This window comes from Pseudomonas sp. P105, assembly GCF_032614175.1.
Classification (GTDB): Bacteria; Pseudomonadota; Gammaproteobacteria; order Pseudomonadales; family Pseudomonadaceae; genus Aquipseudomonas; species Aquipseudomonas rhizophila.
In genome coordinates this window covers 5,195,965-5,217,408 of record NZ_CP126693.1, presented here as the reverse complement: position 1 = coordinate 5,217,408, position 21,444 = coordinate 5,195,965, and the positions used below count along the sequence as shown (strand labels likewise).

The following is a 21,444-nucleotide window of genomic DNA, read 5'->3' as shown; positions in this document are numbered from 1 at the left end:
GGGGGAAGATCGCAGCCTCGTTGCACGCGTCAGCTCCTACTTTGTCATTCGGGTTGGGTTTGGGGTTTGCCCCATTGCTGCATCGCAAATTCGACAAAGCTGCGCAGTTTGGGCAACCGATAGCGATCCTGGGCATACATCAGGCTCATTGGCCGGTGGGGAAGTTGATAGTCCTGCAGCAGCGCGACCAGATGCCCTTCTTCCAGGTCTTGCGCCACCAGTGCATCGGGCAGCATCACCACGCCCATGCCGGCCAGGGCCGCGCGATGCAGTCCTGAGGAGCTGTTGATCAGCATCGGCCCAGTCACCGGTACTTTGATTTCACCTTCCGGCCCGTTGATGGGCCAGTGATCCTGGGCGAAGCGCCACTCGTCGCCGGCGGAATAGGCGAAGGACAGGCAGTCGTGCTGCTCCAGGTCAGCGGGTTTTTGCGGTGTGCCGCGGCGCGCCAGGTAGGCCCTGGATGCGCAGATGGTCAGGGTGTAGTCCATCAATGGTCGGGCGATCAGCTTAGGGTCGATGGGGCCGAGACGGATGGCGACGTCGAAACCGTGATCCAGCAGGTCCAGGCGTTGGTTGGTCAGCACCACGTCGAGTTTAAGCTGGGGATGGAGCCGGCTGAATTCGGCCAGCGCCGGGGCAAGTCGCTCGGTGCCAAAGGTCAGTGGCGCGGTGATGCGCAAGGTGCCGGTGGGCTCGCCTTGCGTTTGCTCGGCCAGTCGTTCGGAATCGGCCACCAGCCCGAGCACTTCCAGGCAGCGCTGGTAATAGGAAAAGCCGAATTCCGTCAGGCGCTGGCGCCGCGTCGTACGGTTGATCAGGCGCACGCCAAGACGTTCTTCCAGTGCGCGAAGGTGATTACCCACCATGGTGGTGGACATTTCGCACGCTTGGGCCGCCGCTGTCAGGCTCCCGGTTTCCACCACTTTGACGTAAACCGTCATTGCCTGAAAAAGATCCATTATCAAGCCTGGCTTTAAAATGATTGAAGGAATGTAGCGTTTATCCAGCAAGAGTGGCTAACCATACTGGAAAAAACCACCTGATGGAGCTTGAAGCCATGACCGCCGCCTGCCTGATGACCACCTACCAACCCCTGGCGCTGAATTTTACCCATGGGTTGGGTACGCGCCTGTGGGATCAGGACGGTCGCGAGTACCTGGATGCGGTGGCGGGCGTGGCTGTGACCAACGTCGGCCATTCCCACCCTCGACTGGTGGAGGCTATCAGCGAGCAGGCTGGCCTGCTGCTGCACACCTCCAACCTGTACGGCATCGACTGGCAGCAACGGTTGGCGAAAAAACTCACTCAGCTCTCCGCCATGGATCGGGTGTTTTTTAACAACTCTGGTGCCGAGGCCAACGAAACCGCACTGAAACTGGCGCGCCTTTATGGCTGGCACAAAGGTATCGAGCAGCCACTGGTGGTGGTCATGGAGAATGCGTTTCACGGACGCACATTGGGCACCTTGTCCGCCAGTGATGGCCCGGCGGTGCGCTTGGGCTTCAATCGGTTGCCGGGGGATTTCATCAAGGTGCCATTCGGTGATCTGGCGGCGCTGGAAAATATTCAGCAGGTTCATGGCGAGCGCATCGTTGCGGTACTGGTGGAACCGATCCAGGGCGAAAGCGGTGTGCAACTGGCGCCGCCGGGCTATCTCAAGGCCTTGCGTCAACTGTGCACCCGGCGCGCCTGGTTGCTGATGCTCGACGAGATCCAGACCGGTATCGGCCGTACCGGCCAATGGTTTGCCTTCCAGCACGAAGGCATCGTGCCGGACGTCATGACCCTGGCCAAGGGGTTGGGCAATGGCGTGCCCATCGGCGCCTGCGTGGCCCGGGGCAAAGCGGCCGAACTGTTTACCCCTGGCAGCCACGGCAGCACCTTCGGCGGTAATCCGCTGGCCTGCCGGGTGGGCTGCACGGTGCTGGACATCATCCAGGAGCAAGGTTTGCTGGACAACGCCAGGCATCAGGGTGAACAGTTGCTCAACCGGCTGACGGCCGAACTGGCGGACAACCCGAACGTGCTGGCGATTCGCGGCCAGGGCTTGATGATCGGCGTCGAACTCAAGCAACCGGTCCGCGACCTGAGCCTTTGCGCCGCACGTGACCACGCTCTGCTGATCAATGTCACTCGCGGCAAGACCATCCGCCTGCTGCCCCCGTTGACCATTGATGGGCGGGAAGTGGAGATGATCGTCAGGGGGGTGAGCCGGTGCCTGGCGCAGGATTAAGGCAAGTGCGACACGGCTGGACGGAATTTTTGCCAATTGCCGTGTTCCAACGCCAGCCAGAGTCGATACTGGCACTTCAGAATTAAAATACCAGGAGCACCTTCATGTTCACCTCGCGTCGCTTGATTGTTGTCGCAACCGCTGTGGCCCTGCTGTCCGGCTGCGCGTCGCCTAATCCTTATGACAACCAGGGGCAGGCCTCCACAGAGTCCTCCGGCATGAGCAAGACTGCCAAGTACGGCGGCCTCGGTGCCCTGGCCGGTGCGTTGGCCGGTGCGGCCATCGGTCACGATAACCGTGGCAAGGGTGCATTGATCGGCGCTGCGGTCGTGGGGGCTTCCGCGGCCGGCTACGGTTACTACGCCGACCAGCAGGAAAAGAAACTGCGTGCCAGCATGGCCAATACCGGCGTTGAAGTGCAGCGCCAGGGCGACCAGATCAAACTGATCATGCCGGGCAACATCACCTTTGCCACCGACTCGGCGAACATCGCGTCCAGTTTCTACCAGCCGCTGAACAACCTGGCCAACTCCCTCAAGGAGTTCAACCAGAACCAGATCGAAATCGTGGGTTATACCGACAGCACCGGCAGCCGCCAGCACAACATGGATCTGTCGCAACGTCGTGCACAGAGCGTGGCGACCTACCTGACGTCCCAAGGTGTCAGTGGCGCCAACCTGACGGCCCGCGGTGCCGGCCCGGACAATCCGGTGGCCAGCAATGCCGACGTCAATGGCCGCGCGCAAAACCGCCGTGTCGAAGTCAACCTCAAGGCCATTCCGGGCCAGCAATACCAGACAGCGCCGCAGCAGGGGCAGACTTACCAGCAGTACCCATAACCGCTGGGCAGTAAATGAAAGGGGGCCCCTGAAAACAGGGGCCCCCTTTTTTGCGGCTAGCGTTTGGACCTTTGTGGCGAGGGAGCTTGCTCCCGCTGGGCTGCGAAGCAGCCCCCAAAATCTATCGACTCAATCCCCAGACACATCGTGGTGGCTGGTTTTGGGCCTGCTGCGCAGTCCAGCGGGAGCAAGCTCCCTCGCCACAACAGTGTTCACTTTAGTAGATAGGTTCAGTTAGCCTCTTTCACCGCACTCAAGAACGCGCACGTGCGCTCCTGTTGCGGGTTTTCGAAGATCTGCGCCGGAGTGCCCTGTTCGTGGATCTGCCCTTTGTAGAAGAAGCACACCCGGTCGGCGAATTCCCGGGCGAAGCCCATCTGGTGGGTCACCATCAGCATGGTCAGGTTGTGCTCGGCCCCCAGTTTGCGGATCACATTCAGCACTTCGCCACACAGTTCCGGATCGAGTGCCGAGGTCACTTCGTCAAACAGCATCACCTTGGGTCGCATCGCCAGCGCCCGGGCAATCGCCACCCGTTGTTGCTGGCCGCCGGACAACTGCGAAGGGTAATGGTCGAGCTTGCTGCCCAGCCCCACCAGTTCCAGTAAATCGGCGGCGCGCTCCCGGGCTTCCTTCGGATTCATGCCCAGCACCTGCACCGGCGCCTCGATCACGTTTTGCAGCGCGGTCATGTGGGGAAACAGGTTGAAGCTCTGGAACACCATGCCGATCTTGCCGCGCACACGGCGGATGTGCCGGTCGTTGGCCGGCACCAGCACGCCGTTGCGGTTGGGCATGTGGGTCAGGGAGTCATCTTCGATGCGGATCTGGCCCTGGTCGATGCCTTCCAGGGTCATCAACACCCGCAACAATGTGGACTTGCCCGAGCCGCTGGGGCCGATGATCGCGACTTTTTCACCGGGCGCGACATCCAGGTTCAGATGGTCGAGCACCGTAAAGCTGCCATAGCTTTTGGTCACGTCCTGGAAACTCACGATCGGCCGGGACGGTGTCTGATCTTGCATGGCCGGGGCCTCCTGCTGCGACGCCAGCGTGCTGCGCCGGGACAAATCGGTGGGCGAGGACAGGGGTAAAGTCATTAGCGTAGCTCCATGCGCGTTTCAAGGCGCCGTACCAGATAGGCCAAGGCGAGGCTCAGGGCGAGGAAGAACAGGCCGACCATGGTGATCGGCTCCAGGTAACGGAAATGCTCGGAGCCGATGTTCTTGGCCTGCTGCATGATTTCCACCACGGTGATCGCCGACAGCACCGGCGTGTCCTTGAGCATCGCCACCAGGTAATTGCCCAGCGGCGGTATGATCGGCCGCAGCGCCTGGGGCAGGATGATGTTGCGGTAAGCGTTGTACGGAGCGATGTTCAACGCCGTCACCGCTTCCCACTGCGCCCGCGGCACCGCGTCGAGGCCGCTGCGATAGACCTCGGCGATGTAGCAAGCGTAGTGCAGGCCGATGCCCAGAATCCCCACTTGCATGGCCGTCAGGCTCAAGCCGTAGTTAGGCAGCACGTAATAGAGGAAATACACCTGGATCAGCAGCGGCGTACTGCGGATGAACTCGATCACGGCGGTGGCCGGCCATGACAGCCAGACTTTTCGGCTGCGCCGACCAATTGCCAGGAACAGCCCCAGGACAATCGCGATCAGAAAGCCGATCAGGGTGATGCCCACCGTATTGAGTGAGGCGCGCAGCAAGTCCGGCAGGATCTGTGCGGCGTAGGACCAGTCGAACAGGGTCATGACAGACCTCCACGCATCCGGCCCCGGCTCAGTCGTCGTTCGACATGGCGCATCCCCAGGTTAATGGCCTGGGCGAGGATGAAATACATCACCAGCGCCAGGCTGAAGATCTCCAGGGTCTGGAAGGTTGCCTGATCCAGCTGCCGCGCGCGGAAGCTCAGGTCGGACAACGTGATCAACGACACCAGCGACGTGTTCTTGAGCAATTCGATCAGCAGGTTGGTGCCCGGGGGGATCGCCGCCAGCAGGGCCTGGGGCAGGATGATCCGTTTGAAGCGCTTGAAGCCGCTGAAATTCAGCGCCGTGCACGCTTCGTATTGCCCCTTGGCCACCGAGCTGATGGCGCCGCGCATGACTTCGGCACCATAAGCGCCGATGTGCAGGCCCAGGCCGACAATCGCCACAGCATAGGGGCTCAACTCAACGTTGAACGGCGGCAGTGGTAGCACGAAGAACAACCAGAACAACTGCACCAGCAGCGACGTGCCACGAAACACTTCGATGTAGGTGATGGAAAACCAGCGCAGCGCTCGCCACGGTGACAGCCGCCCCAAGGCCGCCAGGACCGCGGCGACGATCGCCAGCAGCGAGCCGAGAAAGGTCACCTGAAGCGTGACCCAGGCCCCTTGAATCAATAACGGAAGTAATTCGCCCATGGTTCAACCCGATATCCGATGAAGCAGGGAACAGGCATCACGCACTGCGCGTCATGCCCGTTTCGGCTATGGCTGAGCGCAGAGCTCGGCCGCGGTTTTGCTGGTCACGTTGGACTTGTCGAAACCGAACGGCGCAACGGCCTTGAGGTGTTCTTCAGAGCCTAGCCATTTCTTCAGCTCGGCATTGACCGCATCGCGCAGGTCTTTGTCTTCGGGGCGGAAGGCGAGGGCGCCGTAGCCGATGTGCGACGGGTCGTCCTTGAACTCGGTCATCGCCTCAACCTTGTCACCGCCCTTGCTGGCCAGGCCCTTCATGGTCAGTTGCGTGCCGACGGCAGCGTCCGCGCGACCGGCGCGCACCGCTTGCAACTGCGCGGTGGTGTCGGGGACCTGAAGGATCTGCTCATCCTTGACCCCGGAATCCCGGGCGTACGCCAGGTTCACCGTACCGGCCATGATTGCCAGCTTCACGTCCGGTTGTTTGGCGATGTCTTCATAGCTGTGCAGTTGCTTGGGATTGCCCTTGGCCACGAGCAGGGCATCGGGCAACTGGTATTGCGGATCGGTGAACAATACCTGCTTGCAGCGCGCCGGGGTGATGTACATCCCGGCGGCAATCACATCGAATCGGCCGGCGCGCAGGCCGGGAATCAGCGAGCCCCATTCGGTGAGCACGCCGTTGACCTGCTTGATGCCCATCTTGGCGAAGATGATCTTGGCGATTTCCGGTGATTCACCGGTAACGGTGCCGTCGGTTTCGGTAAAGGCGAACGGCGTTTCGTTGGCGTAGCCGATCCGGATGCTGCTGTTGCTTTTGACGGTATCGAGGGTGGCGGCGTGAACGCTGCCAGCCAGGCCAAGTACGGCACAAGTCATTAAGAGCCGACGCAGGGGCGCGCATGTGGCGGGAAGGAAATTGCTCATCGGTAAAATCTCCTGTTTCTTGTGGATCCGTCGTTTGACGGCTCTGTGGTAGGAGGCAGTGTTACAAGAGCAAAGCGTACAGCGGCTGATCCGGCCTTGGCCTGGAATCGGGAGCGGCGCCGGTACAGGTCGATCCGGCTTTTTTGTCGGGGTGGTGAACCCGCCTGGATGACAACCTTGGACCGAGCATACAAAAGCCCCGGCACCGATTGTATTGCACTAGGACAATTGCTTTGTCGCCGTTGCCGCGGGATGCTGTGCGCACCAGAACACACGCGGGTTGCAGCGTCATGGAAAAGTGGAAATCAGCCTTGGACGCGGCCCGTAGCGGTGAGTCCAAATACAAGATTCTGGTACAGGCCATTGCTGACGATATCGAGCAGGGCGCCCTGGCCAATGACCAACGCCTGCCGCCGCAACGGCAAGTGGCTGACGCCATGGGCATCAGTGTGCAGACCGTTACTAATGCCTACAAGGAGCTGGAGCGCCAGGGGCTGGTGCGCTGTGAAGTGGGGCGCGGCAGCTTCGTTTCGCGACGCATGAGTGATCGGGTCGCGACCTACATCCTCGACAGCCCCGAGCGAGCGCTGGTGGACTTTTCCATCACGCGAATCATGCACACCCGCGAGCACGACCAGTTCTGGCGCGACACCTGCCTTCAATTGAGCACCGAAGAAGATCAGCCGTGGATTCATGCTTTTCGTCCGATCGCAGGTTTTGAATCCCATCGCGAAGCGGCCGCCCAATGGATCGGCCGCCAGAGGTTGAAGGTTGATCGCAACGACATATTGATCACCAACGGCGCAGCCCATGGGATCTTCCTGGCCCTCGCTTCCCTGGCCGGTCCCGATGATGTGGTGCTTTGCGAAGGGGTGACCGACCACGGGGTGATCGGCAATTCCCAGGTGCTGGGTTTCACCCTCAAGGGCCTGGAGATGGATCGCTATGGCATCGACCCTGAACACTTCGAGGACATGTGCAGCAACGAGCGCATCACCGCGCTGGTGTGCACGCCGAACCTGAACAACCCCACCACCAGCCTGATGCCCGACACCCGCCGGCGGGAAATCGCCGAGATTGCCCGGCGCTTTGGTGTGCACATCATCGAAGATGACGTATACGGTCCGCTGCTGGACGAGCGCCGTGCGCCGCCCATCAGCCACTACCTGCCGGAGCTGTCGTTCTATTGCACCAGCATGACCAAGTCGGTGCTCACGGGGCTGCGCATCGGTTATCTGGTGGTGCCCAAGCGCCTGGCGCTACGCACCGAGAGCATCCTGCGGGTCAACAGTTGGATGGCCACGCCCATGGTCTCGGAGATCGCCGCCCGCTGGATTCGCGATGGCCGCGCCGAGTCGCTGGTGCAGTTGCAACGACGGCTGTTGGCCGGGCGCCAGGCGATGGTGACCGAGTACATGGGCGAGCATTTGCTGGGCCAGCATCCTCACGCCTTGAATGCCTGGATAGGCATCCCACCCCGGTGGGAGGTGGACAGCCTGGTGCGGGCGCTGCGGCACAAACACATCGCCGTAACCTCTCCCGACCCGTTCACCGTGCGCGGCACCCCCAAACCCCGTGCGGTGCGAGTATGCGTAGGCGCCGAATGCAGCGATGAGGAAATGCGCCATGCGCTGATCGGCATGCGCGAGATGTTTGACCAGTATCCGCAGGTGCATGATTTTTAACTGTGGGAGCGAGCCTGCTCGCGATAGCGGCGTAACAGCCAACAGAAACTGTGGCTGTACTGTCCCCATCGCGAGCAGGCTCGCTCCCACAGGGGATTTGTAGTGGTCGAGGATTTGGGGCCGGACAATCATTGATTAAATTGCCCTAGTACATTCATCACCACAATCCAGCCCTCTTAGACTGCGCCCAACACATCAGCTCGGGACGCGGTCATGGCAGTGTTGCAGCTACAGGATGTCTACCTCGCTCGCCAGCGCATCGAATCGCTGGTGCGGCGTACGCCCATGGAGCATTCCCCCAGCCTGTCACGGCTGATGGGGGTGGCGGTGTACCTCAAGCTCGAATCCCTGCAAATCACCGGCAGCTTCAAGCTGCGCGGCGCGACTAATGCCGTGGCCCAGCTCAGCCCCGAGCAAAAGACCCTCGGCGTGGTCACCGCTTCGACCGGCAATCATGGTCGGGCGCTGGCCCATGCCGCTTCGCAACAAGGCGTCAAGGCGATTGTCTGCCTGTCGAACCTGGTGCCGGCCAACAAGGTCCAGGCGATCCGCGACCTCGGCGCGCAGGTGTGCATCGTCGGCCAGTCCCAGGACGATGCCCAGCGCGAAGCCGAACGCATCGCCAGAGAGCAGGGTGCGACCTTTCTGCCGCCCTTCGACCATCCAGCGATCATCGCCGGCCAGGGCACCCTCGGCCTGGAGATCCTCGAACAACAGCCGGATGTGGCCCAGGTGCTGGTGCCGTTGTCCGGTGGCGGCCTGTTCGCCGGTGTGGCGCTGGCGCTCAAAAATGCGAATCCGGCGATTCAGGTGCATGGCATCAGCATGGCCCGAGGCGCCGCCATGGGCGCCAGCCTCGCCGCCGGGCATCCGGTGGAAGTCGAGGAGTTGCCCACCCTGGCGGACTCCCTCGGCGGCGGCATCGGCCTGGACAACCGCTACACCTTCGACATGACCCGGCAACTGAGCGATGACCTGCACCTGCTTTCAGAAGCTTCCATCGCCAATGCCTTGCGCCACGCCTATCACGAGGAACGCCTGGTGCTTGAGGGCGCTGCCGTGGTGGGTATTGCCGCTTTGCTCGACGGCCTGATCGAACCGCGCGGCCCCATTGTGCTGGTGATCAGCGGGCGCAACGTCGACACCGAACAACATGCCCGCGTGATCGCCGGGGCCCTTCAATAACCCTCAGCCGCAACGGAGCCAGCCATGAGTGAAGTCACCCTATTGAGCGAAGCGGATCTGCGCAGTTGCGTGGCCCTCGACTTGCCCAGCATCGACGCCATTGAGCAGGCCTTTGTGCTGCTGGCAACGGCAGCCGTGGCGATGCCGCCGATCCTGCGGCTGGACATCCCCGAACATAACGGTGAGGTGGATGTGAAGACCGCTTATCTGCCGGGTCTGGAGCGGTTTGCGATCAAGGTCAGCCCAGGCTTTTTCGATAATCCGAAACTCGGCCTGCCCAGCCTCAACGGCATGATGATGTTGTTGTCGGCGCGCACCGGTTTGCTCGAGGCGCTGTTACTCGACAACGGCTACCTCACTGCCGTGCGCACGGCCGCGGCCGGGGCGGTGGCGGCGCGCTGCCTGTCCCGCCCGCAGAGCCGCAGTGTCGCGTTGATCGGCGCCGGCGAGCAGGCCGCGTTGCAGCTTCAGGCGCTGCGTCTGGTGCGGCCCATCGAGGAGGTGCGGGTCTGGGCTCGCGATGCACAAAAGGCCCAGGCCTTCAGTGCCGAACTGGCACGTGAGACGGGGCTTTCGGTGACACCGTGCGCAACGCTCGACGCCGCGCTGGAAGGTGTGGACATCGCCATCACCTGCACCCCCAGTCGTGAGCCGCTGATCGAGTCCTGGCATCTGCATCCCGGCCTGCATATCACGGCGATGGGCTCGGATGCGGAGCACAAGAACGAGATTTGTCCGCAAGCCCTGGCGGCAGTCGACTGCTACGTCGCTGATCGCCTGAGCCAGACCCGTGTGCTCGGCGAATTGCATCACGCCCTGGCGGCCGGTGTCGTCGGCGATGAGTCGGCGTTGCTGGAGCTGGGCCAGGTACTGGCGGGGCAGCGGGCCGGGCGGACCGATGAGGCGCAAGTCACCTTGTGCGACCTCACCGGCACCGGCGCCCAGGACACCGCCATCGCCAACCTGGCTTTCGAGCGGGCGCGGGCGGCAGGCAAGGGTTTCCCATTCGGTCGTTGACCGATCTTTTATTCGTGCGTCATTGATCAGAGGGCAGGTGGATGTCAGAGATAGTCGTCAATCTTCCGTTCCAGCGGGAGGAATACGCCCAGCGCCTGGCGAAGGTCCGTGTGGCCATGCAGGTCCAGGGCCTGGAGCTGTTGCTGGTCACCGATCCGTCGAACATGGCCTGGCTCACCGGCTACGACGGTTGGTCGTTCTACGTACACCAGTGCGTGCTGCTGGCGCTGGACGGCGAGCCCGTGTGGTTCGGTCGCGGCCAGGATGCCAACGGTGCCAAACGCACGGTGTTCATGCAGGCCGAGAATATCGTCGGCTACCCGGACATCTACGTGCAGTCGCGCGAACGCCATCCCATGGACTACCTGTCCCGGGAAGTGATCAGCGCTCGTGGCTGGGGCGCGCTGACCATCGGCGTGGAGATGGACAACTACTACTTCAGCGCCGCCGCATACCTGTCGCTGCAAAAACATTTGCCCAAGGCCAAACTGGTGGACGCGGTGGGCCTGGTGAACTGGCAGCGGGCGGTCAAGTCCCCCCAGGAAATCGCCTACATGCGCATCGCCGCGCGCATCGTCGAGAACATGCACGGTCGGATTCTGGAGCGGATCGAGCCGGGTATGCGCAAGAACGAACTGGTGGCCGAGATCTACAGCAGCGGCATCCTTGGGGCCGATGGTCATGGCGGCGATTACCCAGCCATCGTGCCCTTGCTGCCCACTGGTGCCGACGCCAGCGCGCCGCACCTGACCTGGGACGACTCGCCGTTCGAGAAGGGCGCCGGGACTTTTTTCGAGATTGCCGGTTGCTACAAGCGTTACCACTGCCCGCTGTCACGCACCATCTACCTGGGCAAGCCGCCGCAGCATTTTCTCGACGGCGAAAAAGCCGTGGTCGAGGGCATCGCCGCCGGCCTGGACGCGGCCAAGCCGGGCAACACCACGGGCGACATCGCCGTGGCGTTTTTCAAAGTGCTGGAGAAGTTCGGCATCCACAAGGACAGCCGTTGCGGCTACCCGATCGGTATCAGTTACCCACCGGATTGGGGCGAGCGCACCATGAGCCTGCGCCCCGGCGACACCAGCGTGTTGCAGCCGGGCATGACGTTCCACTTCATGCCGGGATTGTGGATGGACGATTGGGGCCTGGAAATCACCGAAAGCATCCTGATCACCGAAACCGGCGTCGAGACGCTGTGCAACGTGCCTCGTCAATTGTTCGTGAAGGATTGAGCCATGACTGACTTGCCTGCCAATCCCATCAGCGCCACGGTCGATTTCACCCGCGAGGGCGTACAGCACGGTTTCCTCAAACTGCCGTATTCGCGAGACGATTCGGCCTGGGGCGCGGTGATGATTCCCATCACCGTGATCCAGCGCGGCAGCGGCCCGACGGCGTTGCTCAGTGGTGGCAACCACGGCGATGAGTACGAAGGCCCGGTAGCCCTGAGCAAGCTGGCACAACGGTTGACCGCGCAAGAGGTGAGCGGAAGGGTGATTATCGTGCCGTTCATGAACACCCCTGCGTTCCATGCCGCACGCCGGACTTCGCCCATCGACAAGGGCAATCTCAACCGCAGTTTTCCCGGCAAGCCGGACGGTACCGTCACCGAGAAAATCGCCGATTACTTCAACCGTACATTGCTGCCTTTGGCCGACATCGTCCTGGACATCCACTCCGGTGGCCGCACTCTGGACTTCCTGCCATTCGCCGCCTGCCACGTGTTGCCGGACAAGCAGCAACAGGCCCGTTGCGAGGCGGGGATGCTGGCGTTCAATGCGCCGTATTGCATGCGCATGCTGGAACTGGACGCCGGGGCGATGTACGACACTGCCGCCGAATCCCAGGGCAAGGTGTTTGTCACCACCGAACTGGGCGGTGGCGGCTCATCGACGGCCCGCAGCGTGGCGATTGCCGAGCGCGGCGTACGCAATCTGCTGATCCACGCCGGCATCCTGCGCGGCGAAATCGAGCTACAGCCATCGATGATGCTCGACATGCCCGATGCCAGTTGCTTCATCGCCAGCGAACACGACGGCCTGCTGGAAATGTGCCGCGACCTGGGAGAACACGTGACCCTGGGCGAGGTGGTGGCGCGTATCTATGACGCCACTCGCAGCGGCGTCGCCCCCATCGAATACCGCGCCGCCCGCAGCGGACTGCTGGCGGCCCGGCACTTTCCGGGGCTGGTGCGATGTGGCGATACCTTGGCAGTGATTGCGGATGTGTTGGCGTGAATCGGGTTGGGCACTGAACTTGTGGCGAGGGGATTTATCCCCGCTGGGTTGCGCAGCGACCCTACAACCTGACACTTCGGTATGGCAGACAGATTGAGTCAGTAGCTTGGGGGCTGCTTCGCAGCCCAGCGGGGATAAATCCCCTCGCCACAATTGATGTATGCCTTGAGTTTTTAATCACCGGGAGCCCGGCCCATGCACAAGCTCGACCGCTATGACCTCAAGATCCTGCAGATCCTCGCGGAGGATGGACGGATCACCAAGTCGAGTCTGGCCGAGGCGATCAACCTTTCGGTGACGCCGGCCTGGGAGCGGGTGCGCAAGCTGGAAATGGCAGGGCTGATCACCGGATATCGGGCGCAGATCGACTGGGGCGCGGTGTTCAAGCGTCAACAGGTGCTAGTGGAAATCACCCTGGCCCGACACACCGCCCAGGACATGCGTCGCTTCGAGCAGCGCATGGCCACCGCCCCGCAAGTCGCGTTCTGTTACGCCACCGGCGGCGGGGTGGATTACCTGGCGATGATCCAGTCTCCGGATATCGATCACTACCAGCGCTTTGTCGATCAACTGCTACTCGAAGACCTCGGCATCGAGCGCTATTTCACCTACATCGTCACCAAAGTCATCAAGACCGGCGGCGCCTTGCCGGCGGAGCTGGCACCGTCAACCTGAGCACCGCATAAATCACTTTTACAGCCCCTTGTTTCAGAAAAAACCAAGCAATGACCCACGGCAAACACCCGATTATCCAAGTGCTGCTGCCCTAGCATGGTTTCACGCACACGGTCTGGAGTGAACGTCATGACTTATCAACATCCGCTGCTGTTCAAAGCGCTTTGCTACATCAACGGCCAGTGGGTCCACAGCGACAGCGGCCAGAGCATTGCCGTGCACAACCCCGCCACCCGTACGGTGATCGGCCATGTGCCGATGCTCGATCAGCCGCAGATTGTCGCGGCGGTGGACGCGGCCCAGCAAGCATTCCCGGCCTGGCGTGAACAGAGCCTGGATGCCCGGGGCAAGATTCTACGACGCTGGGCGGCGTTGATCGTCGAACACAGTGAAGACCTGGCGCGCATCCTCAGCCTGGAGCAGGGCAAATCCCTGGCCGAATCCCGTGGCGAAATCGCCTATGCCGCAAGCTTCATTCCCTGGTTCGCCGAAGAAGCCCGGCGCTTGTACGGGCAGAATATCCCCAGCCACATTCCCAACGCCCACCTGGGCACCCTCAAGGAGCCGGTGGGTGTCTGTGCGCTGCTCACGCCGTGGAATTTTCCGTCGGCGATGATCACCCGCAAGGCCGCCGCTGCCCTGGCTGCCGGTTGCACCGTGGTCATCAAACCGGCCCACGAAACGCCGTACTCGGCTTTGGCCTTGGCGCAATTGGCCGAGGAGGCGGGTTTTCCTGCCGGGGTCTTCAACGTGGTGTTGGGTGAGCCGCAGATGACCATGGAAACCCTGGTCAAGGATCGCCGTGTCCGCTCAGTGAGCTTCACCGGCTCGACTCGGGTCGGCAAACTGGTGCTGCAAGCCGCCGCCCATGATGTGAAGAAAGTCGCCCTGGAGTTGGGCGGCAACGCGCCGTTCATTGTCTGCGCCGATGCTGACCTGGCGCTGGCGGTAAAAGTCGCCGTGGAGGCGAAGTTCCAGACCTCGGGCCAGGATTGCTGCGCGGCGAACCGGATCATGGTCCAGCGCCCGGTTTATCAGGCGTTCCTCAGCCGTTTCGCCGCGGCGGTTCGGGCGTTGCGGGTCGGCCCGGCCATGGTCGATCAGCAGGAGCAGGATGTGGATATTGGCCCGTTGATGCACCAGGCGGCATTCGACGTAACTGCCGACCGGGTCGCCGATGCGCTGGCCCTTGGCGCCCAGCGCCTGGTCGGTGGCGAGGCCCATGCCTTGGGCGGGTTGTTCTACCAGCCAACGGTGCTGGCCGATGTCACGCCGCAGATGCGCATCTACCGCGAAGAAAATTTCGCGACCATCGCCGGGGTGATGCCATTTGACACTCTGGATGAAGCCATCGAAATGGCCAACGACACCGAATACGGTCTGGCAGCCTATATTTGCTCCAACCGCCTGGACCTCATTTATCCACTGATTCGCCGTCTCGACCACGCCATGGTCGCGGTCAACGGCGTCAAGTTCACCGGCCATCCGATCCCCTTCGGTGGCATGAAAGCCTCGGGCCTTGGTCGCGAGGGTGGCAGCGAGGGCTTCGAGCCCTTCGTCGAAACCAAATACTTTTGCCTGCACCATCAAGGCCAGTTCCCAGGAGAATCCGCATGAGCCAGGAATTCAACACGCTGTTCGAACAAGACCGTGCGCATTTCATGCACCCCTCGACCCACGCCCACGACCACGCCAGCGGTGCGCTCAAGGGCCGGATCATCAAGAGCGCAGCGGGCATCCGCATTCGCGACCATGAAGGCCGTGACTTCATCGACGCCTTTGCTGGCCTCTACTGCGTGAACATCGGCTACGGCCGCACCGAAGTGGCCGATGCCATCTACAAGCAGGCCAAGGAACTGGCCTACTACCACACCTACGTCGGCCACTCGAGCGAGGCGATCATCGAACTGTCCAGTCGCATCATGGACTGGGCACCGGAAGGGATGAAAAAGGTCTACTACGGCCTGTCCGGTTCCGATGCCAACGAAACCCAGGTCAAACTGGTGCGTTACTACAACAACGTGCTGGGCCGGCCGCAGAAGAAGAAAATCATCTCTCGCGATCGTGGCTACCATGGTTCGGGCATCATGACCGGCAGCCTGACTGGGCTGGCGACCTTCCACCAGCATTTCGACCTGCCGGTGGAAGGGGTCAAGCACACCGTGTGCCCCCATTGGTATCGCAAGGCCCCGGCGGGCATGGACGAAGGCACGTTCGTACGCTACTGCGCCGATGAGCTGGAAAAAATGATCCTGGCTGAAGGGCCGGACACCGTGGCGGCGTTCATTGGTGAGCCTTTGATGGGCACGGGCGGGATCATTGTTCCGCCGGCCGGTTATTGGGACGCGATCCAGGCGGTGCTGAAAAAGTATGACGTGTTGCTGATTGCCGATGAAGTGGTCTGCGCCTTCGGTCGCCTGGGCTCGAAGATGGGCAGCCAGCGCTACGGCATGAAGCCGGGCCTGATCACCACCGCCAAAGGCCTGACCAGCGCGTATGCACCGTTGTCGGCGGTGATCATCGGGGAAAAGGTCTGGAGTGTGATTGAAAAAGCCTCCCAGACCGAAGGCGCCATGGGGCATGGCTGGACCTATTCAGGGCATCCGATCTGCGCGGCGGCGGCACTGGCCAACCTCGACATTCTCGAGCGGGAAAACCTCACCGCCAACGCCGAGGATGTCGGCGGTTACCTGAACCGCCGGCTGCGTGAAAGCCTCGAAGGCCATCCGCTGGTGGGTGAAGTGCGCGGTGATGGCATGCTTGCGGCGGTGGAGTTCATGGCTGATCGCGAGCAGCGCAGCGCTTTTGATCCGGCGCTGAAAGTCGGCCCCAGGGTCTCGGCCGCTTGCCTGGAACGCGGCATGATCGCCCGCGCCATGCCCCACGGCGACATCCTGGGCTTCGCCCCGCCGCTGATCCTGACCCGCGAAGAGGCGGACCTGATCGTCGACATCACCAAAGGGGCTATCGATCAGGTGGCGGGTGAAGTGTTGGGGTGAGGGCAGGGTGGCGCAGAACCTGTGACACCAGCTCCCACAGGAGATGGGTGCGGGCACAGACTTTGTGAACACCCCAATCAAAACTGTGGGAGCGAGCCTGCTCGCGAAAGCGGTGTGTCTGAAACGGTGATGCTGGATGTGCCGCCGACATCGCGAGCAGGCTCGCTCCCACAAGGCGTCGGAGTCAAAAAAAAGCCCGCCCGATCATGCGATCGGGCGGGCTTTTCTTTTGGGTGTCGCTTGGAGATTACTTCTTCAAACCGTAATGCTCATCGAGCATGCCGGGTGAATTGGGGGCCTTGGGGGCGTAGTCCCGGGGCGGTTCCTGGACCTCTTTTGGCGGGGTCAGGCGTTCCCGTGGCGTCTGCGCCGCATCAGCGTGCAGGGCGGCCAGCAGGCGTTGGCGAGTCTGCTCGTCGAGGGCCAGGCGATTGGCACCCTCGGACAAATGATCCTGGACGTCCTGGTAGCTCTGAGTGAGTTTTTTCACCAGAGAAGCGGTGCTGTTGAAGTGAGTGACCACTTCATTCTGATAACTGTCGAAACGTTCCTGAATGTCGTCCAGCTGACGTTGCGTGCTGTTAGGCACCGCATTGGGCAGCAGTCGGGCAAGCAGGAATCCAATGGCGACACCGGCAACCAGGGCAAGAGTCGGCAACAGCCAAACTAAGAGCGAGTGTTCCACGAGTCCTTCCTCTATAAACGGCTTTGCTTTACGTTAACGGCTCGGACCTGCGCTGTATACCGCGAAGAACATCGCAATCATGCCAGGCACAGACTTTTAGCTAGACGAGTCGACCCTATTCGGGGTCACGGAGTTCTTTCCCTTGCTTATGCGCGAAACCCCTGTAGTCATTGATGGCCCCGTGGGCCAACTGGAAGCCTTGTACCTGGACAGCGAAGCGCCCCGTGGCCTGGCGCTGATCTGCCACCCCAACCCGGTGCAGGGCGGGACCATGCTCAACAAAGTCGTCTCGACCTTGCAACGCACTGCCCGTGATGCTGGCCTGGTTACGTTGCGTTTCAATTATCGCGGGGTCGGCGCCAGTGCCGGCAGCCATGACATGGGCACCGGCGAAGTCGACGACGCCCAGGCTGCAGCCGATTGGTTGCGGGAAAAATACCCGCAACTGCCGCTCACCCTGTTCGGTTTCTCGTTTGGCGGCTTCGTTGCCGCAAGCCTTGGCGGACGTCTGGAAGCCCAGGGCCAGCCACCCAAGCACCTGTTCATGGTGGCCCCGGCGGTGATGCGCCTGGACGCGCAATCGCCCTTGCCGATGAGCGGCGAGTTGACCGTGATCCAGCCGGAAACCGACGAAGTGGTCGATCCCCAGCTGGTTTACCAATGGTCGGACGCGCTCCAGCGCCCCCATGAGCTGCTGAAAGTGGCAGAATGCGGGCACTTTTTCCATGGCAAGCTGACCGATCTCAAGGATCTGCTCCTGCCGCGCCTCTCGAATTGACAGCAGTCTGACAAGCGATAACCCATGACGACTCGTACCCGCATCCTGACCGGCATCACCACCACCGGCACCCCGCACCTGGGCAACTACGCCGGCGCTATCCGTCCGGCGATCCTCGCCAGCCGCGACACCAACGCCGATTCGTTCTATTTCCTGGCCGACTACCACGCCTTGATCAAATGCGATGACCCGTTGCGCATCCAGCGCTCGCGCCTGGAAATCGCAGCGACCTGGCTTGCCGGTGGCCTGGATGTGGACCGCGTGACCTTCTATCGCCAGTCCGACATTCCCGAAATTCCGGAACTGACCTGGCTGCTGACCTGCGTCGCCGCCAAGGGGCTGCTCAATCGCGCCCACGCCTACAAGGCGTCGGTGGACAAAAACGTCGAGGTCGGCGAAGACCCGGATGCCGGCATCACCATGGGGCTGTACAGCTACCCGGTGCTGATGGCCGCGGACATCCTGATGTTCAACGCCCACAAGGTGCCGGTCGGTCGCGACCAGATCCAGCACGTGGAAATGGCCCGCGACATCGGCCAGCGCTTCAACCATCTGTTCGGCCAGGGCAAGGAGTTTTTCACCATGCCCGAGGCGCTGATCGAGGAGAGCGTCGCCACCCTGCCGGGCCTTGATGGCCGCAAGATGTCCAAGAGCTATGACAACACCATCCCGTTGTTCAGCAGCGCCAAGGACATGAAGGACGCGATCTCGCGGATCGTCACCGACTCCCGCGCACCGGGCGAAGCCAAGGATCCGGACAATTCCCACCTGTTCACCTTGTTCCAGGCCTTCGCCACGCCAGCGCAGTCCGACGAGTTCCGCAGCGAACTGCTGCAGGGCCTGGGTTGGGGCGAAGCCAAGAACCGCCTGTTCCAATTGCTCGACAGTGAACTGGGCGAGTCCCGCGAACGTTATCACCAGTTGATCGAACGCCCGGCGGACCTTGAAGACATCCTGCAACTGGGCGCGAAAAAAGCCCGGGCCGTGGCCACACCGTTCCTCAACGAACTGCGCGAAGCCGTCGGCCTGCGTTCGTTTGTCAGCCAGGTTCAGGTGGCGACCAGCACGAAAAAGAAAGTGGCCAAAGCCGCACGTTTCGTGAGCTTTCGCGAAGACGACGGCAGTTTCCGCTTCCGTCTGCTGGCCGCCGATGGCGAGCAATTGGTGTTGTCGCGCAATTTTGCCGATGGCAAGACCGCGGGCCAGGTCACCAAGCAACTTCAAGCCGGCCAGCCCCTGGACGTGCGCAGCGACGAGCTGAGCTTCAGTGTCTGGCTTGACGGCGCCTGTGTGGCCGACAGTCCGGCCTTTGCGGACAGCGCCGCTCGGGATGCTGCCATCGAGGCTTTGCGCGTGGCCCTGACGCCAGTTCAGGACTGAACCGGGGCTATTCCGACCATCGGCTCGAATAAGGGCCGATTGCCATTCCCGCGGGCCGTCGCTACAGTGACGGCCCGTTTTTGTTGCCTTGCTAACGAATATGACGCCCCTAGAACGATATCAAGCTGATCTGAAACGCCCGGAGTTCTTCCACGACGCAGCCCAGGAAACGGCAGTGCGGCATTTGCAGCGCCTGTACGACGATCTGGTCGCCGCGTCGAACAACAAGCCGGGCTTGTTGGGCAAACTGTTCGGCAAGAAGGATCAGGTCCCGGTCAAGGGCCTGTATTTCTGGGGCGGTGTCGGCCGTGGTAAAACCTACCTGGTCGACACCTTCTTCGAGGCGTTGCCGTTCAAGGAGAAGACACGGACGCACTTCCACCGCTTCATGAAGCGTGTGCATGAAGAAATGAAGACGCTGGGCGGCGAGAAGAATCCGCTGACCATCATCGCCAAGCGGTTCTCCGACGAGACCCGGGTGATCTGCTTCGATGAGTTTTTCGTTTCCGACATCACCGACGCCATGATTCTCGGCACCTTGATGGAGGAGTTGTTCAAGAACGGCGTGACTTTGGTCGCCACCTCGAACATCGTGCCGGACGGCCTTTACAAGGACGGCCTGCAACGCGCGCGCTTCCTGCCGGCCATTGCGCTGATCAAGGAACACACCGACATCGTCAACGTCGACAGCGGGGTGGACTATCGCCTGCGTCACCTGGAGCAGGCGGAGCTGTTTCACTTCCCCCTGGACGCCGCAGCTGAAGAAAGCCTGCGCAAGAGCTTCCGGGCCCTGACGCCGGAATGCACCCAGGCGGTCGAAAATGATGTGTTGGTCATCGAGAATCGCCAGATCCGCGCCGTGCGGACCTGCGATGACGTGGCCTGGTTCGACTTTCGTGAACTGTGCGATGGCCCTCGTAGCCAGAACGACTACATCGAGCTGGGCAAGATCTTCCACGCGGTACTGCTCAGCAACGTGGAGCAAATGAGCGTCACCACCGACGACATTGCCCGCCGGTTCATCAACATGGTCGACGAGTTCTACGACCGGAACGTGAAGCTGATCATTTCGGCCGAAGTCGAACTCAAGGATCTCTACACCGGCGGTCGCCTGACCTTTGAGTTCCAGCGAACCTTGAGTCGGTTGCTGGAAATGCAATCACACGAATTCCTGGCGCGGGCGCATAAGCCGTAATCCGGTTCGGATAAAAAAGGCCTGCAATTGCAGGCCTTTTTTGCGCGTGCGAGCTCAACGGCGCACCGCATAACCCTGTGGGAGCGAGCCTGCTCGCGATAGCGGTGTGGCAGCCAGCATTGATGTTGACTGATACACCGCTATCGCGAGCAGGCTCGCTCCCACATTGGACTGTATTCAACCCTTGATTCACGCCGCCTGCTGAAATTGCTGTCGATACTGGTTCGGCGATAACTCGGTATGTTGGCGGAACAGCCGTGCGAAGAAGCTTGCATCGTCGTAGCCGACTTCATAGCTGATGGTCTTGATGCTTTTGCGGCTGCCGGACAACAAGCCCTTGGCGGTTTCTATACGCAGCCGTTGCAGGTAATGCAGCGGTTTGTCCCCCGTGGCGGTCTGGAAGCGGCGCATGAAGTTGCGGATGCTCATACCGTGCTCCCGAGCGACGTCCTCAAAGCGGAACTTGTCGGCGAAGTGTTCTTCGAGCCAGTGCTGGATCTGCAGGATGATCACATCCTGATGCAGTTTCTGGCCCCCGAAACCGATTCTTCCCGGTGAGTAGCTGCGCTGCACTTCATAGAGAATGTCTCGTGCCACGGCCTGGGCCACGTTGGCGCCGCAGAACCGTTCGATGAGGTAGATATAGAGGTCGCAGGCCGAGGTCGTGCCGCCAGCGCAGAACAGGTTGTCGGCGTCGGTCAGGTGCTTGTCCTGGTTGAGGTGGACCTGGGGGAAGCGCTCCTTGAAGGCGTTGAAGAACCGCCAGTACGTGGTGGCTTCCTTGCCATCGAGCAGCCCGGCCTCGGCCAGCCAGAACACCCCGGTCGCCTCGCCGCAGAGCACTGCGCCACGGGCATGCTGTTCCCGCAGCCAGGGCAGGACCTGCGGGTAACGTTGGCAGAGGGTGGCGAAATCATCCCAAAAAGCCGGGAGGATGATCACATCGGTATTTTCCAGGCCGCCGTCCACCGGCATGATCACGTCGCTGAAGCTGTTCACCGGTTTGCCGTCGGGGCTGACCAGCCGCGTTTCGAACGCCGGTGTCAGGCCGTGGCCCAGTTGTTTGCCGTAGCGCAGGCTGGCCAGGTGGAAAAAATCCTTGGCTTGCATGAGGGTGGAAGCGAAAACCCGGTCGATAGCCAGGATGCTGACGCGCCGCAAGGGCGTGGAGATGTGCTTGGACATAGTTGATCTTTA

20 protein-coding genes are annotated in these 21,444 nt (G+C 61.7%); 13 read left to right on the top strand and 7 right to left on the bottom strand.

The annotated features are described in order from the left end of the window. Positions 1–44 precede the first annotated feature (44 nt). A complete protein-coding gene (locus tag QOM08_RS23395) occupies positions 45–962 on the bottom strand; it encodes a LysR family transcriptional regulator (protein ID WP_316912198.1) in 918 nt (305 codons plus the stop codon). A gap of 98 nt (positions 963–1,060) precedes the next feature. Here QOM08_RS23395 and QOM08_RS23390 point away from each other — a divergent pair, with 98 nt between their 5' ends. Next, positions 1,061–2,236: an aspartate aminotransferase family protein gene (locus QOM08_RS23390; protein WP_076386553.1), complete on the top strand. Its 1,176-nt coding sequence runs from the start codon at positions 1,061–1,063 to the stop codon at positions 2,234–2,236. Between the two features lie 104 nt (positions 2,237–2,340). After that, positions 2,341–3,075, top strand: coding sequence for an OmpA family protein (locus QOM08_RS23385; RefSeq protein WP_076383595.1), 735 nt, complete (start codon positions 2,341–2,343; stop codon positions 3,073–3,075). 230 nt (positions 3,076–3,305) lie between these two features. Here QOM08_RS23385 and ehuA read toward each other — a convergent pair whose 3' ends face one another. From ehuA to ehuB, 4 genes are all read right to left on the bottom strand, one after another. After that, positions 3,306–4,175: an ectoine/hydroxyectoine ABC transporter ATP-binding protein EhuA gene (ehuA, locus tag QOM08_RS23380; protein ID WP_370695169.1), complete on the bottom strand. Its 870-nt coding sequence runs from the start codon at positions 4,173–4,175 to the stop codon at positions 3,306–3,308. Next, positions 4,175–4,831 carry an ectoine/hydroxyectoine ABC transporter permease subunit EhuD gene (ehuD, locus tag QOM08_RS23375; protein ID WP_047228592.1) on the bottom strand — a complete coding sequence of 219 codons (657 nt, stop codon included), beginning with the start codon at positions 4,829–4,831 and terminating at the stop codon, positions 4,175–4,177. Before ehuD ends, ehuA begins: the two co-directional genes overlap by 1 nt. Beyond that, on the bottom strand, positions 4,828–5,487 hold the full coding sequence (ehuC, locus tag QOM08_RS23370) for an ectoine/hydroxyectoine ABC transporter permease subunit EhuC (RefSeq protein WP_047228591.1): 660 nt from the start codon (positions 5,485–5,487) through the stop codon (positions 4,828–4,830). The genes ehuD and ehuC overlap by 4 nt, the downstream gene beginning before the upstream one ends. Positions 5,488–5,553: 66 nt before the next feature. Further along, positions 5,554–6,411 carry an ectoine/hydroxyectoine ABC transporter substrate-binding protein EhuB gene (gene ehuB, locus QOM08_RS23365; RefSeq protein ID WP_047228590.1) on the bottom strand — a complete coding sequence of 286 codons (858 nt, stop codon included), beginning with the start codon at positions 6,409–6,411 and terminating at the stop codon, positions 5,554–5,556. A gap of 290 nt (positions 6,412–6,701) precedes the next feature. On the opposite strand from ehuB, the gene QOM08_RS23360 reads away from it, so the two are divergent. From QOM08_RS23360 to QOM08_RS23325, 8 genes are all read left to right on the top strand, one after another. Then, on the top strand, positions 6,702–8,096 hold the full coding sequence (locus QOM08_RS23360; RefSeq protein ID WP_047228589.1) for a PLP-dependent aminotransferase family protein: 1,395 nt from the start codon (positions 6,702–6,704) through the stop codon (positions 8,094–8,096). A gap of 213 nt (positions 8,097–8,309) precedes the next feature. Then, positions 8,310–9,281 carry a hydroxyectoine utilization dehydratase EutB gene (gene eutB / locus QOM08_RS23355; RefSeq protein WP_139049175.1) on the top strand — a complete coding sequence of 324 codons (972 nt, stop codon included), beginning with the start codon at positions 8,310–8,312 and terminating at the stop codon, positions 9,279–9,281. 24 nt (positions 9,282–9,305) lie between these two features. Continuing rightward, positions 9,306–10,298 (top strand): cyclodeaminase, encoded by a 993-nt coding sequence (locus tag QOM08_RS23350; protein WP_316912197.1) that lies wholly within the window; start codon positions 9,306–9,308, stop codon positions 10,296–10,298. Between the two features lie 41 nt (positions 10,299–10,339). Further along, positions 10,340–11,530: an ectoine hydrolase DoeA gene (gene doeA / locus QOM08_RS23345; RefSeq protein WP_316912196.1), complete on the top strand. Its 1,191-nt coding sequence runs from the start codon at positions 10,340–10,342 to the stop codon at positions 11,528–11,530. A 3-nt stretch (positions 11,531–11,533) separates the two neighbouring features. Then, on the top strand, positions 11,534–12,535 hold the full coding sequence (gene doeB / locus QOM08_RS23340) for a N(2)-acetyl-L-2,4-diaminobutanoate deacetylase DoeB (protein WP_047228585.1): 1,002 nt from the start codon (positions 11,534–11,536) through the stop codon (positions 12,533–12,535). A 195-nt stretch (positions 12,536–12,730) separates the two neighbouring features. Further along, positions 12,731–13,210, top strand: coding sequence for an Lrp/AsnC family transcriptional regulator (locus QOM08_RS23335; protein WP_139049176.1), 480 nt, complete (start codon positions 12,731–12,733; stop codon positions 13,208–13,210). A gap of 129 nt (positions 13,211–13,339) precedes the next feature. Then, positions 13,340–14,827: an NAD-dependent succinate-semialdehyde dehydrogenase gene (locus QOM08_RS23330; RefSeq protein ID WP_316912195.1), complete on the top strand. Its 1,488-nt coding sequence runs from the start codon at positions 13,340–13,342 to the stop codon at positions 14,825–14,827. Then, on the top strand, positions 14,824–16,209 hold the full coding sequence (locus tag QOM08_RS23325) for an aspartate aminotransferase family protein (protein ID WP_316912194.1): 1,386 nt from the start codon (positions 14,824–14,826) through the stop codon (positions 16,207–16,209). Before QOM08_RS23330 ends, QOM08_RS23325 begins: the two co-directional genes overlap by 4 nt. Before the next feature lie 247 nt (positions 16,210–16,456). Here the strand turns inward: QOM08_RS23325 and QOM08_RS23320 are convergent, their stop codons facing one another. After that, the gene (locus tag QOM08_RS23320; RefSeq protein ID WP_047228581.1) at positions 16,457–16,894 is read right to left on the bottom strand and encodes a YhcB family protein; all 438 of its coding nucleotides are present in this window, start codon (positions 16,892–16,894) and stop codon (positions 16,457–16,459) included. 148 nt (positions 16,895–17,042) lie between these two features. Between QOM08_RS23320 and QOM08_RS23315 the strand changes: the two genes are divergently transcribed. The 3 genes from QOM08_RS23315 (at position 17,043) to zapE (ending at position 20,247) form a co-directional block, all read left to right on the top strand. Further along, positions 17,043–17,672, top strand: coding sequence for an alpha/beta hydrolase (locus QOM08_RS23315; RefSeq protein WP_047228580.1), 630 nt, complete (start codon positions 17,043–17,045; stop codon positions 17,670–17,672). A gap of 24 nt (positions 17,673–17,696) precedes the next feature. After that, a complete protein-coding gene (locus QOM08_RS23310) occupies positions 17,697–19,052 on the top strand; it encodes a tryptophan--tRNA ligase (protein ID WP_188250940.1) in 1,356 nt (451 codons plus the stop codon). A gap of 100 nt (positions 19,053–19,152) precedes the next feature. Continuing rightward, positions 19,153–20,247, top strand: a complete 1,095-nt coding sequence (gene zapE, locus QOM08_RS23305) for a cell division protein ZapE (protein ID WP_047228578.1) — start codon at positions 19,153–19,155, stop codon at positions 20,245–20,247. A 189-nt stretch (positions 20,248–20,436) separates the two neighbouring features. On the opposite strand, the gene QOM08_RS23300 is transcribed toward zapE, so the two are convergent. Further along, entirely contained in the window at positions 20,437–21,333 is an 897-nt protein-coding gene (locus QOM08_RS23300) for a GlxA family transcriptional regulator (protein WP_188251021.1), read from the bottom strand. Positions 21,334–21,444 lie beyond the last annotated feature (111 nt).

Excerpts from the sequence above, each read along its gene's own strand:
- QOM08_RS23350 (WP_316912197.1), top strand. The coding sequence starts at position 9,306 with ATGAGTGAAGTCACCCTATTGAGCGAAGCGGATCTGCGCAGTTGCGTG.
- ehuB (WP_047228590.1), bottom strand. The coding sequence starts at position 6,411 with ATGAGCAATTTCCTTCCCGCCACATGCGCGCCCCTGCGTCGGCTCTTA.
- QOM08_RS23360 (WP_047228589.1), top strand. The coding sequence starts at position 6,702 with ATGGAAAAGTGGAAATCAGCCTTGGACGCGGCCCGTAGCGGTGAGTCC.
- QOM08_RS23315 (WP_047228580.1), top strand. The coding sequence starts at position 17,043 with ATGCGCGAAACCCCTGTAGTCATTGATGGCCCCGTGGGCCAACTGGAA.
- QOM08_RS23310 (WP_188250940.1), top strand. The coding sequence starts at position 17,697 with ATGACGACTCGTACCCGCATCCTGACCGGCATCACCACCACCGGCACC.
- zapE (WP_047228578.1), top strand. The coding sequence starts at position 19,153 with ATGACGCCCCTAGAACGATATCAAGCTGATCTGAAACGCCCGGAGTTC.
- QOM08_RS23390 (WP_076386553.1), top strand. The coding sequence starts at position 1,061 with ATGACCGCCGCCTGCCTGATGACCACCTACCAACCCCTGGCGCTGAAT.
- QOM08_RS23330 (WP_316912195.1), top strand. The coding sequence starts at position 13,340 with ATGACTTATCAACATCCGCTGCTGTTCAAAGCGCTTTGCTACATCAAC.
- ehuD (WP_047228592.1), bottom strand. The coding sequence starts at position 4,831 with ATGACCCTGTTCGACTGGTCCTACGCCGCACAGATCCTGCCGGACTTG.
- QOM08_RS23395 (WP_316912198.1), bottom strand. The coding sequence starts at position 962 with ATGGATCTTTTTCAGGCAATGACGGTTTACGTCAAAGTGGTGGAAACC.
- eutB (WP_139049175.1), top strand. The coding sequence starts at position 8,310 with ATGGCAGTGTTGCAGCTACAGGATGTCTACCTCGCTCGCCAGCGCATC.
- ehuC (WP_047228591.1), bottom strand. The coding sequence starts at position 5,487 with ATGGGCGAATTACTTCCGTTATTGATTCAAGGGGCCTGGGTCACGCTT.
- doeB (WP_047228585.1), top strand. The coding sequence starts at position 11,534 with ATGACTGACTTGCCTGCCAATCCCATCAGCGCCACGGTCGATTTCACC.
- ehuA (WP_370695169.1), bottom strand. The coding sequence starts at position 4,175 with ATGACTTTACCCCTGTCCTCGCCCACCGATTTGTCCCGGCGCAGCACG.
- QOM08_RS23385 (WP_076383595.1), top strand. The coding sequence starts at position 2,341 with ATGTTCACCTCGCGTCGCTTGATTGTTGTCGCAACCGCTGTGGCCCTG.
- doeA (WP_316912196.1), top strand. The coding sequence starts at position 10,340 with ATGTCAGAGATAGTCGTCAATCTTCCGTTCCAGCGGGAGGAATACGCC.
- QOM08_RS23335 (WP_139049176.1), top strand. The coding sequence starts at position 12,731 with ATGCACAAGCTCGACCGCTATGACCTCAAGATCCTGCAGATCCTCGCG.
- QOM08_RS23325 (WP_316912194.1), top strand. The coding sequence starts at position 14,824 with ATGAGCCAGGAATTCAACACGCTGTTCGAACAAGACCGTGCGCATTTC.